Origin of the sequence: Flavobacterium sp. CAN_S2 (assembly GCF_015752255.1) — a bacterium.
GTDB lineage: Bacteria > Bacteroidota > Bacteroidia > Flavobacteriales > Flavobacteriaceae > Flavobacterium.
On the sequence record NZ_JADOVA010000006.1, the window covers coordinates 117,765 to 135,696 of the forward strand.

General features: G+C 34.8%; 10 protein-coding genes. All 10 read right to left on the minus strand.

Annotated elements, in window-relative coordinates; all coding sequences use genetic code 11:
- Positions 1–89 precede the first annotated feature (89 nt).
- The 10 genes from bglX to corA all read right to left on the minus strand — a co-directional run bounded on the left by bglX (position 90) and on the right by corA (position 17,712).
- The gene (gene bglX, locus IWX80_RS16105; RefSeq protein WP_196854341.1) at positions 90–2,390 is read right to left on the minus strand and encodes a beta-glucosidase BglX; all 2,301 of its coding nucleotides are present in this window, start codon (positions 2,388–2,390) and stop codon (positions 90–92) included.
- A complete protein-coding gene (locus IWX80_RS16110; RefSeq protein ID WP_196854342.1) occupies positions 2,380–3,093 on the minus strand; it encodes a prolyl oligopeptidase family serine peptidase in 714 nt (237 codons plus the stop codon). The genes bglX and IWX80_RS16110 overlap by 11 nt, the downstream gene beginning before the upstream one ends.
- A 65-nt stretch (positions 3,094–3,158) precedes the next feature.
- Entirely contained in the window at positions 3,159–4,145 is a 987-nt protein-coding gene (locus IWX80_RS16115; protein WP_146779226.1) for a LamG domain-containing protein, read from the minus strand.
- Positions 4,146–4,200: 55 nt separating this feature from the next.
- Entirely contained in the window at positions 4,201–5,583 is a 1,383-nt protein-coding gene (locus IWX80_RS16120) for a glucoamylase family protein (RefSeq protein ID WP_196854343.1), read from the minus strand.
- 85 nt (positions 5,584–5,668) lie between these two features.
- Positions 5,669–7,138 (minus strand): RagB/SusD family nutrient uptake outer membrane protein, encoded by a 1,470-nt coding sequence (locus IWX80_RS16125; RefSeq protein ID WP_196854344.1) that lies wholly within the window; start codon positions 7,136–7,138, stop codon positions 5,669–5,671.
- Between the two features lie 4 nt (positions 7,139–7,142).
- Positions 7,143–10,124: a SusC/RagA family TonB-linked outer membrane protein gene (locus tag IWX80_RS16130; RefSeq protein ID WP_196854345.1), complete on the minus strand. Its 2,982-nt coding sequence runs from the start codon at positions 10,122–10,124 to the stop codon at positions 7,143–7,145.
- Between the two features lie 242 nt (positions 10,125–10,366).
- A complete protein-coding gene (locus IWX80_RS16135) occupies positions 10,367–13,111 on the minus strand; it encodes a helix-turn-helix and ligand-binding sensor domain-containing protein (RefSeq protein WP_334682380.1) in 2,745 nt (914 codons plus the stop codon).
- A 97-nt stretch (positions 13,112–13,208) separates the two neighbouring features.
- Entirely contained in the window at positions 13,209–14,408 is a 1,200-nt protein-coding gene (locus IWX80_RS16140; RefSeq protein WP_196854347.1) for an acetate/propionate family kinase, read from the minus strand.
- A gap of 85 nt (positions 14,409–14,493) precedes the next feature.
- The gene (pta, locus tag IWX80_RS16145; protein WP_196854348.1) at positions 14,494–16,587 is read right to left on the minus strand and encodes a phosphate acetyltransferase; all 2,094 of its coding nucleotides are present in this window, start codon (positions 16,585–16,587) and stop codon (positions 14,494–14,496) included.
- 54 nt (positions 16,588–16,641) lie between these two features.
- On the minus strand, positions 16,642–17,712 hold the full coding sequence (gene corA, locus IWX80_RS16150) for a magnesium/cobalt transporter CorA (protein ID WP_196854349.1): 1,071 nt from the start codon (positions 17,710–17,712) through the stop codon (positions 16,642–16,644).
- Positions 17,713–17,932 lie beyond the last annotated feature (220 nt).

The following is a 17,932-nucleotide window of genomic DNA, read 5'->3' on the forward strand; positions in this document are numbered from 1 at the left end:
ATGACTTTTAACAAATACCGTTTTTTTGTTAAAAAAAAAACCCTTCAGTAAAAATACTGAAGGGCCAATCATAAATAAACAAACCAAATCTATTTAATCAAATCAAAACTAACTTTTGTGTCCGTGTTCGAATCCGTACCTACAAAAACCTGAAAAGTACCAGGTTCTGCGATAAACTGTAAATCCGAATTATAAAATTTTAATTCTTCAACAGAAATTTCGAAAGTAACAGTTTGTTTTTCTCCTTTTTTAAGGGCAATCTTCTGAAATCCTTTCAACTCTTTTAGCGGTCTTGTAACGGAACCCACTACATCTCTTATATACAACTGTACCACTTCTTTACCTTCATAATTCCCAGTATTTGTTACATCTACAGTAACTTTTACTTTCTCATTGTAGTTCATTTTATCAGATGAAATTTTCAAATTCGAGTAATCGAAAGTGGTATAACTCAATCCAAAACCAAACGGATATAAAGGTTCATTTCTTTCGTCGATATAGTTCGATCTGAATTTTTCAAACTTACCTTCTTTATTCCCTAAGGGTCTTCCCGTATTTTTTTGGTTGTAATAAATAGGTACTTGACCAACGCCTCTTGGAAAAGTAGCTGTTAATTTTCCGGAAGGATTTTCATTTCCAAACAAAACATCAGCAATGGCACTTCCCGCTTCACTTCCTGCAAACCAAGTATTTAAAATAGCCGGAACTGTTTCATTTTCCTGAACCAATACCAATGGACGACCTGTAAATAAAACTAACACAACCGGTTTTCCTGTTTTCAATAAGGCTTGCAATAAGTCTTTTTGAGCTTGTGGAATCTCTAAATTTGTTCTGCTGCTGCTTTCTCCAGACATTTCTGCTGATTCGCCTAAAGCAGCTACAATTACATCGGATTGATTGGCAATTTTCAAGGCTTCCGCCAATAATTCTTCAGAAGTTCTGGTATCACGGTGTAAGGTTTTCCCAAACATGGTTGCTTTTTCTTCGAAAGCAGCGTCATAATCCAGATTGCTTCCTTTGGCGTAAAGCACTTTAGTATCCTTCCCTGCCACGTCTTTGATTCCTGCAACTAATGAAATGGATTTATCCATATTAGTAGCCACACTCCAAGTACCTGCCATATTTTCTTTGGCATCAGCCAATGGTCCGATTAAAGCAATCGTCCCGGATTTTTTCAAAGGAAGCAACTGATTGTTATTTTTTAACAATACTAGCGATTGTGCTGCAATTGCTCGTGCTTCGGCTCTATGATTTTTTGTGAAAATTTCTGTTTTCGCTCTATTTTCATCACAATATTTATACGGATCATGGAACAATCCCAAATCATATTTCGCATTTAAAATAAGACGCGTTGCATTATCGATTTGTTCAATAGTTACTTTACCTTCTTCTACTGATTTTTTTAACGTTGTTAGGAAACCTTCGCCCACCATATCCATTTCAATTCCGGCATTCAAAGCCAAAGCAGATACAGTTTGTAAATCTCCCATTCCGTGTTCAATCATTTCCGGAATTCCGGTAAAATCAGTAACTACAAATCCGTCAAATCCCCATTGTTTTCTTAAAACATCAGTCATTAACCACTTATTTCCAGTAGCGGGAATTCCATCAATTTCATTGAAAGACGCCATTACTGAACCCACGCCTGCATCAATGGCTGCTTTGTAAGGCGGAAAATAATCGTTGTACATTTTTATTCGGCTCATATCTACCGTATTGTAATCACGTCCAGCTTCTGGCGCGCCGTACAAAGCAAAATGTTTTACACACGATAAAATAGTGTTGTTTTTTGACAAATCATTTTGTTGGTAGCCATTCACCATTGCTTTTGCAATTTCGCTTCCCAAAAACGGATCTTCACCTGAACCTTCAGAAACTCTTCCCCAACGTGGATCACGAGAAATATCCACCATAGGAGAAAAAGTCCAGTTGATTCCATCGGCACTTGCTTCTTTGGCGGCAATTTGTGCAGATCGCTCAATTAGTTTCATGTCCCAAGTAGCGGACAATCCAAGCGGAATAGGAAAAGTAGTTTCGTAACCGTGAATAACATCCATCCCAAAAAGTAACGGAATTTTCAATCGGCTTTTTTCGACAGCAATTTTCTGTACTTCTTTTATTTTCTGAACTGATTTGATGTTGAATAAACCACCTACTTTACCATCTTCGATATTTTTCGCCACATTCGAACTACTGGCAGCACCGGTAGTAATATCACCTGAAGTTGGTAAATTCAATTGTCCAATTTTCTCTTCCAAAGTCATTTTTGAAAGTAACTCTGCTACGAATTCTGTTTTAGGTTTAATTTTAACCTCCTTTTTAGCTGTCTTTTTTTGGCTGTAGCCAAAAAAAGAAATTCCAAAAAGTAGTATGATCAATTTAATTTTCATTTTGTCTGTTTTTTATTTGTTTGAACATCCAATCATAAATTTCTTGGTTGTCATATACTCGTGACCAACTGTCGTGATTGGCATCATCAAAAATTGTCAGCGTCACATTAGTATTACAGGTTTTTAATTTTTTATACATCGCAATCGAATATTCCACATTCACGACATCATCCAGCAAACCATGAAAAATCCGAGTTGGAATGGTTGCGATTTTACAATTTTCAATCATTGGGATTCGATCTACATATCCTGCAATAGGAACCAAAGCGGCAAAAGTTTCAGGATGTGCAACAACTAGATTCCAAGCGCCCCAAGCTCCCATACTGAGACCTGTGAGATAAATTCTATTACTGTCTATGTTATTTTCTTTCTGGATTTTTAAAATCAAACGATACAATACTTCCTCATTCCAATATTCATTTTCCGGACATTGCGGTGCCAAAACATACGCGTCTAATTCGTGATTCTTTAAATACTTGAAGGGCCCATGCTCTTTTACTTTTTCGATATCGGTTCCTTTTTCACCAGAACCATGAAGAAAAACAATCAGTGGCTTTTTATCTTTTGTAATCTTCGGAATATGTAAAGCGTACGCTAATTCACGTTTTTGAACGATTTCGGTTTTTAAGGTACCAATTACATCATTTTGTGAAAACGAAAATTGGGTTACCATCAGGAAAAGAAAAAGAAGCTTTGGATTCATTAGAAAAGAATTAAAAAAACAGATTGCTTTTAAGATGGAGCAATCTGTTTTTACTTTATGAATTATTATCTGTTTGTTTTTTCCAATTTATAAAGAGCAACTACTTCACTTGCGTTTAAAGCTGATTTATAAATTCTCATTTCGTCCAGCAATCCGGCATAATCAGTAGCCCAACCTTCGTCTCCATGTGTAGTTGTTAACGATGGTGAAGTACTAAATTGATTAGAACCAATCACTACCTGCGATAAATTTGGCGTTGCAAAAACCAATGCACCGTATAATGGAGCGTTGTTAGGATTTCCATTGCTTCCGTCAGGACCACCTGGATTATCACCATAAAGAACACAAGAACCAGTTACATCAGTAAAAGGACCGTAAGGTGTTCCATAAATACTGGTTGTTCCTTTTTCTCCGTTTTTATAAACGGTGTATCTCGAAGTTACAGCATCATAGGTTAAAACCACTTGAATCCAAGTATCAATTGCACCATCGATATTGAAAATTGGACCTTGTCCTCCCCAAGCCACTCTTTTATTCTCAATTCCCATTTTCAAACGAAGGGTATTAGGTCTTGCATTATCCGGATTTTCAAGAAATAAGTTTAATCCTCCCCAAAAACCCGCTGGATTTACTAAAGAAAATATTCCCTGAATTCCTTTTCCTTGTCCCGGAGCACCACCATCAGGAACGGTTTGTCCAGATTTCATCCAAAAACTGAAACTGAAACTACTTAACGCACCTACAGCTGTTGCATTATTGTAAACTGCATAACGCTCCTGTGCATTAGAACCTTGAAAAGCCTGTCCTTTAATCCCTTCGGTATAAGCAACATTTTTTCCAGTTCCGGTAAGGCCGCCTTTTGTATCGGCAATGCTATTATCGAAACTCCATTTCGCAACTAAATTTTCTGCATTTACATCATCAGACGTATTGTATGAACCTATTGGAGGATATTCTAATGGCTCATTACTGTCTACATTATCTGAGCAACTTGTCAATAACTGCATTGAAAACACAGTAGTCAGACAAAATATTTTTATACTATTTTTCATGTTTAATATTTTTTTAATTACAAATAATTATTAGTATTTCTTTAAATGGATTTGGTTAAAAACCATATTTACCAGAATGAAAACCAAGATTAATCAAACCTTGTTTTACCTCCGGAGCATTCATGAACAACTGCCACAACAAACCCGTACGATAATTCTCCAGCATAACCATTTCTGGTCCTTGGTCTATAGCCAAATAACGTTGCGCTGTCCATTGATAATGCTGACTGTGTGCATCATAAAACCCTGCTACACCCCAAGTTTCTGTTTTATAATTTTCATATAAATTACGGATAAATGCTTTACTTTCTAGCGGAGTATACACTATCGAGCTTATCGCAGCCGTTGGAGAAATAACGCCTTTATCATTGCTTGGCATGTGCGCATCATAACCTATAGAGCCATCGCCATTACGAGAATACGAAGCTGTCAATCCCCAATAATTAGCACCATATCCTTTGAAACTTTTTGGATTAGCCACAGCATATAAATAATTGATTTTGGTATGATTGGAATTCAAATCCCAATAATTTGCATATTTGTCCGTCAATTGATTTGGATCTAAACCTAAATAAGAATAATGAGCCCAAAATAAAGGGCCACCAAATTCTTCGGCACCGTTGTGTTTTAAAATCAAAGGGAGATTGTATTTCGTTTTGGCTGAAACTATGCCGCCACTTCTTGCCCAACCTTCGTGATACGCTGCCGGAGCAATTGCATGTGTTGGCGAAGCTGCTGCCATAACATACGTAATCAAACATTCATTGTAGCCTTCCAGTGGAAAATTCATTTCCCAATTGTAATTAGGAGACCAATGCCAGAACAACTTATTTTGATTGTTAGTGTACCATTGCCAGTCCACTCCTTTCCATAACGCATCAAATTTTTGGGCTACTGCCTTTTCTTCGGTTGTTCCGTTTTTAAAGTATTCGCGAACGGTTATCATTCCGGCTACTAGAAAAGAAGTTTCTACTAAATCACCGCCATTATCTTTAGTTCCAAAAGGAATTACTCGACCTGTGGTACCATTAATCCAATGTGGCCATGCACCGTGAAAACGCTCGGCAGTGTTCAAAAAATTAGCAATTTTGTTTAAACGGTCTGCTCCTTGTGCTTTTGAAATATAACCACGAGACATTCCTGAAACAATCGCCATAAGTCCAAAACCAGAACCACCTGTAGTAACAATATTTTGATCAAACGAAGGATCCTGAGGAATATATCGCTCTCTGGCCATACCTGAATTTGACTCAGCATAATCCCAAAAATAAGCGAAAGTTTGTTTTTGAACTACATCTAACAATTCATCATCCGTTAATTTCACCACCGGAGGAACAGTAACTGGCGGTGTAACTACGGGACCATTATCTGTGCTTGGTGAGGAAGAATCACAACCAAGAAACGTAAAGAGCATAAATAAAGCTGAAAATTTAATCATTTTTAGATTTTTTATGTGTTTGTCCTTCCCTCTAACTCCTTCCTGAAATAGATCAGGAAAGAGAAAAGGTGCTGGATTTTATTAATTAATACCCTGGATTTTGTGTCGCTTTTCCATTAGCTTGTGTGATGAATTTTTGAGGAATAGGAAACAATTCATGTTTACCTTCTACAAAAGTTTTTCCATCAGCCGCCATAACTGATTTGGCTTGACCTGTTCTAACGATATCAAACCATCTGTCATGCTCAAAAGCCAATTCATGTCTTCTTTCTGCTCTAATAGCAGCTCTTAAAGCCACTTGTCCAACAGCGGTTGTATTGGCTAAACCTGCTCTGTTTCTAACTCTGTTTAAAGGTCCGGTAACATCACCAGTACCACTTTCGTTTGCTGCTTCAGCTTGCATTAACAGTACTTCTGCATAACGGAGAACACGAATGTTTTTAGTAGTTTCCCAATCACCATTAAATGTTTCTTTGGTATTACTTACATACGCTTTTTCATTATATCTAGGATTAGCAACAAGAGGAGAAACCACTCTGCCGTCCCACATTGTTTCACCAGCAAAAACAATTGTAGCGTCTCTTCTTACATCGCCTGCTTCGTATGAATTAGCTAAACTTGCAGTTGGTGTATTGAAACCCCAACCCCAGCCACTTGTTCCTCTGGCTCCTTGAGAAACCATATAGCCTTCAATCCCTTGAGATGGGTTTCCTCCGTAACCACGGATTTCAAAAATAGACTCAACACTATCTTCTCCAACTTCTCTCCAAATTGTAGCATAATCTGTAACTAAATTATATCCTGTTACAGCAGCACATTGGTCTTTTACACCTTGCCAATTCCCTTGGTACAAATATACTTTAGCTAATAAAGCATGAGCAGCTCCTTTTGTAGCTCTGCCCAAATCAGAGATTGCGTAACCTGATTTTTCAGGAAGTGCCGCAATTGCCGCTAACAAATCTGTTTCGATGAATTTATATACTTCTTCTTTCGATTTGCGTATTAATGTCATGTCCGTATCTGCAGCTGATGATGGTACCGGAACATGATCCACAATTGGCACACCGCCGTAACATCTAACCAAATTAAAATACATTAGAGCACGAAGAAATTTAGCTTCACCTGTTAATCGAGCCACAACAGCTGCATCCGCTTTGTCTAATCTCGGAAGGTAGTTAAGGGCAATATTGGCCTTACTTATCCCTTGATAATTGGTTTCAAATACTTCTTGAACGGACAACGAAGTAGCATCTAGAGTCAATGCATCACATTTGTCTTTATCGGTTCCTGAATCTCCTGGATCAGATCCTTTATCAGCATCATCTGAAGTCATACTGGTTAATCCGTTCCATGAAAAAGAACTCGCGCTAAAGCTCAAAGCGTTACTGTAAATAGCCGTGACAAAGCTTTTTGCTCCATCATTATTATTATAAATTGTTAATAAATCGGCTTCGGCTATGTTTTCTGTCGGAGCGACTTCTATAAAATCATTGGAACAATTAGTGGAAAGTAGCGCTAAAGCCACTAAAGTTATGGGTATAAATATTCTTTTCATCTTATTAAAATTTTACGTTAGCACCAATAATGAATGAACTCAATGTAGGATAAGCATCTAACTCAATTCCTTGCAGTCCCATTGGATCACCATCATTATTCAATTCTGGAGAATATCCGGTGAATTTTTGAGATATAAATGGATTTATTGCACTTGCATAAATACGAACTGCAGAAACAGAATTTGTTATTTTAGGTAATGTATATCCTAAAGTAATGTTGTTTACTCTAAGGAAAGCCCCTGATTCTAAATAGTAATCTGAAGATAACGGAACAGAATTAAATGGTGCCGGATTTCCAGCGGTAGTATTTGATGGTGTCCAAAAATCAGTAGCAATACTTGCTTCAATATTTTCGTTACCAAAACGTTGTGCTTTTTTACCGTTATATACTTTGTTTCCGCCCACTCCGTAAGCATCTACTGAAAAATCAATGTTTTTGTATTCAAAACCTAAGTTCATACCATAATAATATGTTGGTAATGAAGATCCAAAGAATTTTCTGTCTGTTTCCACTGGATTAGAAGTAATTCCGCCGTCTTTATCAAAATAAGTGAAATTACCATTTGCATCGTAACCTGCAACTTCAAACAAATAGAAACTTCCTAAAGGTTCTCCTACTTCCAATCGTTTTGTAAACTGTCCGTTGTTTATGGAACCTCCATTTTGTCTAATTGCTAATGGGTTATATACTTTTGAAACTTCATTTTTATTATTCGAATAATTGGCACCAATCCAATATTTTAAATCATCATTGATGTTATCATCCCAACGCAAAGAAACTTCATATCCAATATTTGATATTTCACCGGCATGAGCTGGAGTAGCCCCTGTACCTACAGTAAGAGGTGGTGTAACATTAAGAATTACATTAGATGTATTTTTATCATACCAATCAAAAGATCCTGATAATTTATTTTCTATTGCTTTAAAGTCTAAACCAACAGAAGTCTCATCCGTAATTTCCCAACCTAAAGTAGGGTCAATAAATGCACCAATAGTAGTTCCTGAATAAAGTGAACCTCCAAAATCATATCCTAAACCAGCACCGGAAGAAAAAGTTTGTTGATTAATAGGAACATTTTGATTTCCTAGTCTTCCCCAACCACCACGTAGTTTTAAGAAGTTGATTGTTTCGCTTTCCGCCAAGAAATTTTCTTTAGAAAGTACCCATCCTAAACCAAATGAAGGGAAATTACCCCATTTATTGTCGGAACCAAATTGAGAAGAACCATCTCTACGAATCGTACCCGTGAAAAGGTATTTTTCCATTAATGTGTATTGGAATCGAGCAAAATACCCAATTAAATTTCTTTGATTTCCAATAACGTGTCGTGTAACAAGATTATTAGAAGGAGCACTAGACTGATTTAAACTCCAATAGTTAGAGTTTTCAGGTACGTTTCTACCTCTTACTTCTAATTCTTCACGGCTTCCAAATTCTTGAGCTGACATACCTAATGTTACTTCAACATCATGAATATCGGCAAACTTTTTATTGTAGGTCAAGAAATTATCAAAGTTCCAGTTAAAGTAATCGCTTCTTCCGGTTACCAATTCATTTATTGGCTCTGAAGCCGAGTAGTTAGCTACATCTCTGGAAGGATCTGCTGCCAACCACAATTCACGTGTAGGTGTGTAAGAAAACCTTTTGAAAGTGTTGTACTCCACTCCAACTCTTGATGTAAATTTTAATTCTTCAAAAATCTTGTATTCCAATCCAATACTTCCCTGTAACAATAGATTTTTCTGTTCCTCCGTAAAATAGTTTAACTGAGCCACAGGATTACCTACGTTATTAAACAAAGATCCGGTAGTTGATGCTTGTCCATCAGCCCCAATAATTGGCATTCCCCATCTTCCATTGTCATATCGTACTGGTACCAATGGCGATTGTTTGTAAGCCGAAGTAAAAGCAGATAATGGTTTTGGTGTAGACTTAGAGATTGAACCACTTAAAGTTTGTGTGATTTTTAATTTATCCGAAAGCTTGTAATCGTTATTATTTCTAAAAGTAAAACGATTAAAATCCAATCCGTCTAAAACACCTTTTTCATCATAATAGTTCAAACTGAATAAATAATTGATTTTATCAGAAGCACCAGAAATTGATAAGTTATTCGAAGAATACATTCCTAATCTTGTAATTTCATCAAACCAATTCGTATTATAACGTTGATCTGTTGAGAATCTTGTGTTTTGTTCTGCCACATCAGAGTAATAAGCAAAACGGTTAGAACCAGCCATTTTAACCGTTTTTAGTGGCGTACGAACACCATAAAAACCATCATATTCGACTGTAGTTTTGTCACCTTTTCCTTTTTTAGTAGTAATAATTACAACTCCATTAGCTGCTTGATTACCGTAAATTGCTAATGATGACGCATCTTTTAAGATATCAAATGATGCAATATCATTGGAATTCAAATTATTAATATTTTTTGTAGGAATACCATCTACAACAAATAATGGCGTTCTGTCAGCACCATACGTACCAATACCTCTAATGATTAATGAAGGAGCGCTTCCTGGCACATCCGTTCCTATAACCTGAACACCGGCGGCTTTTCCCTGAATCGCTTGTGTAGCATTCAGTACTTTGGTTTTAGTAATATCCGTTGCGGAAAGTTGCGAAATTGACCCTGTATTATCTGATTTTTTTCGAGAACCATAACCTATGATTACCACTTCTTTCAATTCAGTGTCTTTCGATTCATTCAAGGTTACAGTCATTGTATTCGCAGTTGCAGGTATCGATAAAGCATCAAAACCTACCATGCTAATTTTTAATATTTCACCTACTTTGGCATTGATAATAAAATTACCGTCAAAGTCGGTATCTGCAGAAGTTTTAGAATCATCTGCAATTATCATGGCTCCTGGAATTCCAATTCCGCTTTTATCCAGTACTTTTCCCTTAATTACTTGCCCAGACATATATGCCGGAAGTAAAATGAGTGCTAAAAAGCTAAAAATAAAATTTCTCATATAATAATGATTTGTTAAAGTTAGTGGAGCCAAAGTAATTAATTACAACGTTATAGTTACTAAAACAGAAATACTACATGAATACATCAAAACAGTAAAATAAGATTCTAAATCTATGTATTACTGCTAATAAGAGTGCTTATGAGATAGCGCACTACATCTGTATGATGTAGTAATGATGTGTTGTAATTCCGTAATGAATACACTAAAATAATAAATTATCTATAAAAAATAAAGCGTATTTATACAGTTAATAAAAATTTAGAGAGATTCTCATCCTGTACAAGGTTTAATTTCTTTCTTAATCGATAACGATGTAGTTCTACTCCTCTAAAAGAAATATTCATCATAGGTGCAATTTCTTTAGAGGAAAGATTCATTTTTAAGTAAATGCAAAGCTTAATATCCTTCGAAGTCAGGTTGGGGAATTTTTTAGATAAGTTAATTATAAATTCATTGTGAATTTGATTCAAATTTGTTTCAAATGTTTCCCACTCATGTTTGTTAACGGCGTTAATTTTTATGGCTTTTTTAATTTCACTTTTCAGTTTATTAAAATCCATATCAGAATCCAGAATACTTTGTATATTTTCAATCATTTCACTTTGTTTCGCTATCGAAAGTGATTTGCCTGCAACCTCAGAGGATTTGGTTTGAAGTTCCAGTTCCAAAATGTGTTTTTCATACTCCTGAATGTTCAATTCATTTTCAGCTTTCAATTCCATTTCCAGAATTTTCTTTTGATGCTTTAATTCTTCATCACGCAATTCCAGTTTCTGAATGTAGCGCATTTTATTCCATTTGTAATACAAGTACAAAATGACTCCTATTACAATAAAGTACAATAAAATCATCCAAGGAGAAAAATACCAAGGTTTTGAAACTAAAAATTGGAAACTGGAAATTTTATCATAATTCAATCCGTCGTGAAGATAAACGGTAATATCATTAGAACCGCTATTCAAGTTATTCAAAACAATCAAACCTTCCTTTACAGGAATAAATTCTTTAGTTCCATTTACTTTATAAAATAAATTAGGCCTAGTGGCACCAAAAACGCCCGACAGTACATGAATACGAAGTTCCGTATTATAGGGAATTTTCGAGTTGTTTTTGATCAAATTATTATTTACAAAGGCCTCTACGTTTATATTTGATGCTTTTTTATTCGCATAATTTAGTTGCAAGGAGATAAAACCATCATCTAGGTTCAAGAGATAGTTCTCATTGTTCTTAAACACTTTTACATTATCATTGATTATTTTTCCCTTATAATATTTCTCTTGAATAATATTGCGGATGAATTTATTCTCATTTGCATAAATATGATATAAAAGTCCTTCCTGAAGTATCAAAAAATGATTTTCATCAATAGAAACAATATTTGATGCATTTTTAAAATTAGAATTAAACAATTCATTTTCTTCCAATTGATTGGTGATTGAATTATAGGTATACCAAGATTTATTAATTAAAAACAAGACCTCATTTCTAAACTCAAAAATCTTCACCCCAAAATCATTCTTTATTTTGCTTAGTTGGGTAACGTTTTTGATACTGGTTGTTTCGTGTGCATCATTATACAGTATTCGATACAACCCTCTATTATTATCCGCAGCCCATATTTCGTTTTTTCTGTTTTGCGCAACGTATTTTATCGGTTTCAAAAGTCCTTTTACAACTTTTCTCTGACTTAAATTATTTGGATCATTATAAATAATCACACCGCTGTACGTAGCTTGCAAATACGAATTATTGATACCACTTTTTACTAAATTCCAACCACCATTAATAGTATTTAATTTAGAGAACAATCCATTCTCATAAATGAAAGTTCCTTCGTTATGACCTATGAGATATTTGTTATTTATTTTACTGATGTTCCAGGCTTGTCCTTGCGTATTGGGAATTAACGAAAGCACCTTGTCTTCATATTTAAAAACACCATGATTTGAAGCCATCAAATATCCTTTTGGAGTATTCGCAACGGAATAAACGGAACCTAAAATTCCTGAATTATCGTAAAAAATAGAAATTGGAGAATTCACTTCGATATGAGCAATTCCATTGTCTAAACCCAACCAAAGATCATTTTCTTTGTCTAAGCCAATGCTCAAAATAGAATTATTCATCAATACATTATTTCGATTGATGTTTTTGTAAGCACCAGAGTTCAAATCAAAAATATAAACTCCTTTATTTGCCGTTCCTATAATTAATTTATTGTTTTTAATGAATTTAGCGACATTGATATTAGCGGCTTTCAGAATAGTATTTAATGGACTTTTCCAAGCACTTAGAACTCGATTTTCTTCGACATAAACCCCATTTTTTTTAGTAAAAAAGTAGGTTTTATTTTGGTATTTTTCAATAGCGTGGATGACATTATTCTCTAAAATTGACGATCCCTCAATTTTTTCAAACTTAGAATTCTTCATTTTATAAACCCCTTTTTCTACCGAAGCCACAAATAATTCATTACCAACCGGAAAGCAATAGGAAACCAAAAAATCGAACTTATTTTTCTTAATTATTTTTCCATCATATTGAAAAAGTCCGTTGAAAGACTGAAAATAAATTTTACCGTTAAATTTAAATATCTTCCAAACCTCCTCATTATCACTTTCATCAAAAACCTTAGAGGTATCAGAAATAGAAACATAAATCATCTTCCCATTTTTTCGATACCAATAGCCGAATTCTTTGTACGAACCGGAATAAATCCTGTCACCATCCACCATTATAGAACGAATTATGGTTTTGTTAGGTAGCGAGTTTTTTTCCCATTTCACACCATCATACCGCAATAAATAATAATTATTGGCAAAATACATCGCATTATCATTTCCTTGGGCTACATTCCAAATCTGATTATCTCCTTGATAATCAGATTTATTGTAATTCTCCACAAAAGGAAGTAACTCCTGCGCATACAGTTGAAATGAGATAAGATAGAGTAGGATTATTGTTGTAATTCTTGCTTTCAAAATGTGGTGTTTAGTATCCAAATATAATTAGATTTATTAAATAAAAAGCATAAAAAAAGCCTCTGAATACAGAAGCTCCTTTGGGTTAGTTATTTTCTTACTTCGTCAGTAATTCAAAGACTTGATTGGCAATTTCAATCTCTTCATTGGTAGGAATAACTAATATTTTGGTTTTAGATTCCAATGTATTAATTTCCCGAATTTCTTTTGAACGAATTTCATTTTTGGATGCATCCAATGCTATTCCGAAGTAATCCATATCCGTACACACTAATTTCCGAATATAAGAGGAATTTTCACCAATTCCAGCCGTAAAAATAATGGCATCCAATCCGTTTAAAACAGCCGTATAAGAACCTATGTATTTCTTTATTCGGTACGCATTCATCGCCAAAGCCAATTGACAATCTGCATTTCCGTTCTCCGCATTGGCTTCAATATCCCGTAAATCGCTGTAACCGGTAAGCCCTAGCATTCCGCTTTGTTTTTGCAACATTGTATTGACTGCTTCAAGCGAATAACCCAACGAATTGACCAAATAAAATATCACAGATTGATCTACATCTCCGCTTCGGGTTCCCATAATCAATCCGTTCATTGGACCAAAACCCAATGTATGATCGATACTTTTCCCGTCTTTTATTGCAGTCATGCTGCAACCATTTCCTAAATGTATCGTAATAACTTTAGAGCCTTTATTCTTCGAATTTTGCTCCAAATAATGAATCGCATTTTCCGAAACATATTTGTGACTCGTACCGTGAAAACCGTAAACACGAATCTTATTTTCCGTCAAAAGATAATTTGGCACCGCATATTTGTGCGCTACAACAGGAATCGTTTGATGAAAAGCCGTATCAAAAACAGCCACTTGTTGTGCTGAACTAAAAATTTCTTCGGCAACATTTATTCCTTCTAAATTCGCAGGATTATGCAAAGGCGCTAATTCAAATAGCTGCCTGATTTTGTCTTTAACTTCACTTGTAATAATTACCGTATTCGAAAAAGAGCTTCCTCCATGTACCACTCGATGCCCAACTGCTTCTATTTCTTCAGTGCTTGTAATCACCCCAACTTTTTCATCCATCAATAAAGCGGCAATTTTTTCCAAACCAATTTTATGGTTCGCAATAGGCAACGTTTCTTCTAATTTAGTTGTATCCGTAACGTACGTAAAGTTTGAAGTTTCAAGTCCTATTCTGTCAATCATACCGGAGCAAATCACTTCATTCGCCGGCATGTTAATCAATTGGTATTTTATGGAGGAACTTCCTGAGTTTATAATTACTATTTTCATTTAAATTTTATTAAAAAATTAAAAAATTGAAGTAGTAAAGGATTAATTTTTAAATCTTTACATATTTCAATTTTTACATTAAAAGCTACAATCCCTGCGCCTGAATCGCTGTAATCACGACTGTATTTATAATATCATCTACCGTACAACCGCGGCTTAAATCATTAACAGGTTTATTTAATCCTTGTAACATTGGACCAATCGCTAAGGCGCCAGTTTCTCTTTGAACCGCTTTATAGGTATTATTTCCTGTATTTAAATCTGGGAAAATTAGAACGCTGGCTTGTCCTGCCACTTCTGAATTTGGCATTTTACTTTTTCCAACGGCCATGTCAACAGCAGCATCGTATTGAATAGGACCTTCGATTTTTAAATCAGGGCGCTTTTTTCTCACTATTTCAGTTGCAGTTCGCACTTTATCCACTTCATCTCCTTTTCCAGAAGAACCGGATGAGTAAGAAAGCATGGCGATTTTTGGTTCAATACCAAAAGCCAAACTAGAATCCGCAGATGAAATAGCAATCTCTGCCAATTGCTCTGCAGTAGGATTTGGATTAATGGCACAATCTCCAAAAACCGAAACCCTGTCTTCTAAACACATAAAAAATATTGAGGAAACCACTGATGAATTGGGTTTTGTTTTAATGAATTGCAACGCCGGTAAAATGGTATGTTGCGTAGTGTGAGCCGCTCCGGAAACCATTCCGTCAGCGTGGCCTTTATACACCATCATCGTTCCAAAATAAGAAACATCTTCCATCAAATCTTTCGCCATTCCTAAGGTTACATTTTTAGCTTTTCGCAACTCATAATAGGTGTTTACGTAGTCGTCATAATGCTCGGATTCGATCGGATTAATGATTTGCACTTTGGAAAAATCAAAAAACAAGCCTAATTCCGCAACTTTACTTTCTATTTGCTTCTTGTTGCCAATGATAGAAATATCCACCACATCCATTTCTAATAAACGGGATGCGGCAATAATAATTCTTTCATCATTTCCCTCAGGCAGAACAATATGTTTTCTATGTTTTCTGGCTCTTTTAACCAAATTATATTGAAACATTTTTGGTGTCATTCCTTCTGCTTCAAAAGTAATTAGCTTTTCAGCCAAGTTATCTAAATCGACATATTTTTCGAAAGTAGTAATAGAAATTTCAATTTTCTGCTTGTTATTGGCATAAATTTTAGATTTAATGGATCCAATTTTATTGGTGATAAAATAGGTTCCTTCTTCCACAGCAATAATTGGAACAATGGTCGAAAGTCCTTCAATCAATTTCAAAATACTAATCTCTGGCAAGATATTCCCTGTCAAAACAATTCCGGAAATTGTTGGATAATTCACGGATTCATTAGCCTGTAAAGCGCCTAAAATAATATCGGCCCTGTCTCCGGGAGTAATCACCAAGCTATTCTCTTTCAAATGCAGCAAATAATTACACAATTGCATGGCACCAACACTAAAATTTCCGGTTTGGTTGTTCAAATGTGCCGAACCAAATAAAACTTTAGCATCCAACTCGTTTACGATTTCCTGTACCGTCGGATTATTCAAATTATGGATTAATGGAATCGTGTTCACCATAACGCTATGAGGCAAACTTTTTCGTAAACCATTAGTCACTATTTCTATATTTTCATGCTGTACTTTATTAGCAATTACAGCCAAAACCTCTACATCCTTCACCTTGAAAGAATCATAAGCGAGATACAAACTGTCCAATAATTCCTCTAATGTTTTGCCAACTCCGGAACCAACAATAATCGTTGGGATTCCCAGATTTTTAGCAATCAGAACATTCATGTCTAATTCTATCACCGTTCCTTCGCCACTGAAACCAGTTCCTTCGACCAAGACAAAATCAAAACGCTCTTCTAATTTCTTATATTTTTCAATAATCAAATCGAGAACCTCCCCTATTTTTCCCTTGTTCTTCTTCTTGATTAATTTACTTTTTGTAATGGCGTAAGCATCTTCAAATTGAATATCTAAACCAAAATGACCAATCACGGTTTCAATGTGGTTGTCAAATCCTCCTTCTTCAAAATCTTCAACAATGGGTCTAAAATAACCTACTTTGGCCATTTTGCCAATAAGCATACTCATCAATCCCAACGTAATAATCGACTTTCCACTATTTTGCTCGCTTGTTGCAATGTATATGGCCTTGTTCATCTTTCTATTTTTAAATTTAATTCCAAATCAATTGAATGCATTCCTTTTTTTTTTCTAAAACCAACGGCGTTTTTTAAAATAAATAATCATTCCAATAACTATTAAAAACATAGCGCCAATAACGGTATGATAGCCATAATGTCGCTTGAGTTCCGGCATATATTCAAAATTCATTCCGTAAATCCCCACAATAAAAGTAAGTGGAATAAATATCGCCGATACTATGGTCAGCGTTTTCATAATTTCATTCATCTTATGCGTTTGTGCCGAAAAAAAGAAATTTGAAGCACTTTCTAAAGAACCCATATCAGAATCAATTTGTTCTAAAAGTTCTAAACTTTTTTGATGCAATCTGGCAAAGAAACTAAAACTATCTGCTTCCATCGCATTAAATATCGTATCGTCTTTTATGCTTTTAATATCATACAAAGAATCTCGTAATGGAATAATGGAACGTTTTAAGAAATTTAAATTATCACGGTGTTTCTCAATTTTTTCTAAAATTACTGGATCCACACTTTGCTTCGTAAGATTGATCAATTCCTCTACTTTGTCTTCTTCGTTTTCTAAAGTGATGTAGAAATTTTCCATAATGGCATCCAAAAGAATGTACAGCAAATAATCAGCTTTCTTAGTTCTGACAAGCCCAGAATGAGTCCGAATACGTTCTCGAATATGGGTAAAAAAATCACTTCTTTTTTCCTGAAAAGAAATTAAAACGCCATCTTTCAATAAAAAACTAATTTGTTCTACACTAATATTATCCGAATTTTCCGTTGGCAACAGTGATTTTATATTAAAAAACAAAAAGTCATGAGACTCTTCCAGTTTAGTTCTTCGGGTGGTATTTAAAATATCGGCTAACATGAAATTATCGATTTTAAAATAATCACCAATCGATTTTAACCAATCAACATTATTCAAGCCGTGTATATTAATCCAATTTGTTTTCTGTTTATCAATATGTTTATCTAAATCTGAAACCTTAAAATCCTCATATTCGGTTAGATTCAAATCATCGTAAACAAACAACTGCAGTTCTGAATCCTTGCTTTTATGAATCCCCGTATATTCTAAATTATAGGGTTGCATTTTCCTTCCTTTCTTGTACTTGATTTTTCTCATCCCAACTGATTTATGAAGTAATATTACGAAAAACTTTTACAAATAAATCGTTTTTCGGCACTTTTGACATTCCATGAAATGAAAAAATCTTGCTTTATTTACTCCTTAAAAAATGCAAAGGTAACACGAAATACTAAATCCTTTCATGAGAAAAATCATATTGTAACACTGAGAATTAAATACTCAACGAATGTTAATTTTTGTTAATTATTTAAAAATG

Bases quoted from the DNA above. Each gene is read 5' to 3' on its own strand.
- IWX80_RS16120 (WP_196854343.1), bottom strand. From the start codon at position 5,583: ATGATTAAATTTTCAGCTTTATTTATGCTCTTTACGTTTCTTGGTTGT.
- IWX80_RS16130 (WP_196854345.1), bottom strand. From the start codon at position 10,124: ATGAGAAATTTTATTTTTAGCTTTTTAGCACTCATTTTACTTCCGGCA.
- pta (WP_196854348.1), bottom strand. From the start codon at position 16,587: ATGAACAAGGCCATATACATTGCAACAAGCGAGCAAAATAGTGGAAAG.
- bglX (WP_196854341.1), bottom strand. From the start codon at position 2,390: ATGAAAATTAAATTGATCATACTACTTTTTGGAATTTCTTTTTTTGGC.
- corA (WP_196854349.1), bottom strand. From the start codon at position 17,712: ATGAGAAAAATCAAGTACAAGAAAGGAAGGAAAATGCAACCCTATAAT.
- IWX80_RS16115 (WP_146779226.1), bottom strand. From the start codon at position 4,145: ATGAAAAATAGTATAAAAATATTTTGTCTGACTACTGTGTTTTCAATG.
- IWX80_RS16140 (WP_196854347.1), bottom strand. From the start codon at position 14,408: ATGAAAATAGTAATTATAAACTCAGGAAGTTCCTCCATAAAATACCAA.
- IWX80_RS16125 (WP_196854344.1), bottom strand. From the start codon at position 7,138: ATGAAAAGAATATTTATACCCATAACTTTAGTGGCTTTAGCGCTACTT.
- IWX80_RS16110 (WP_196854342.1), bottom strand. From the start codon at position 3,093: ATGAATCCAAAGCTTCTTTTTCTTTTCCTGATGGTAACCCAATTTTCG.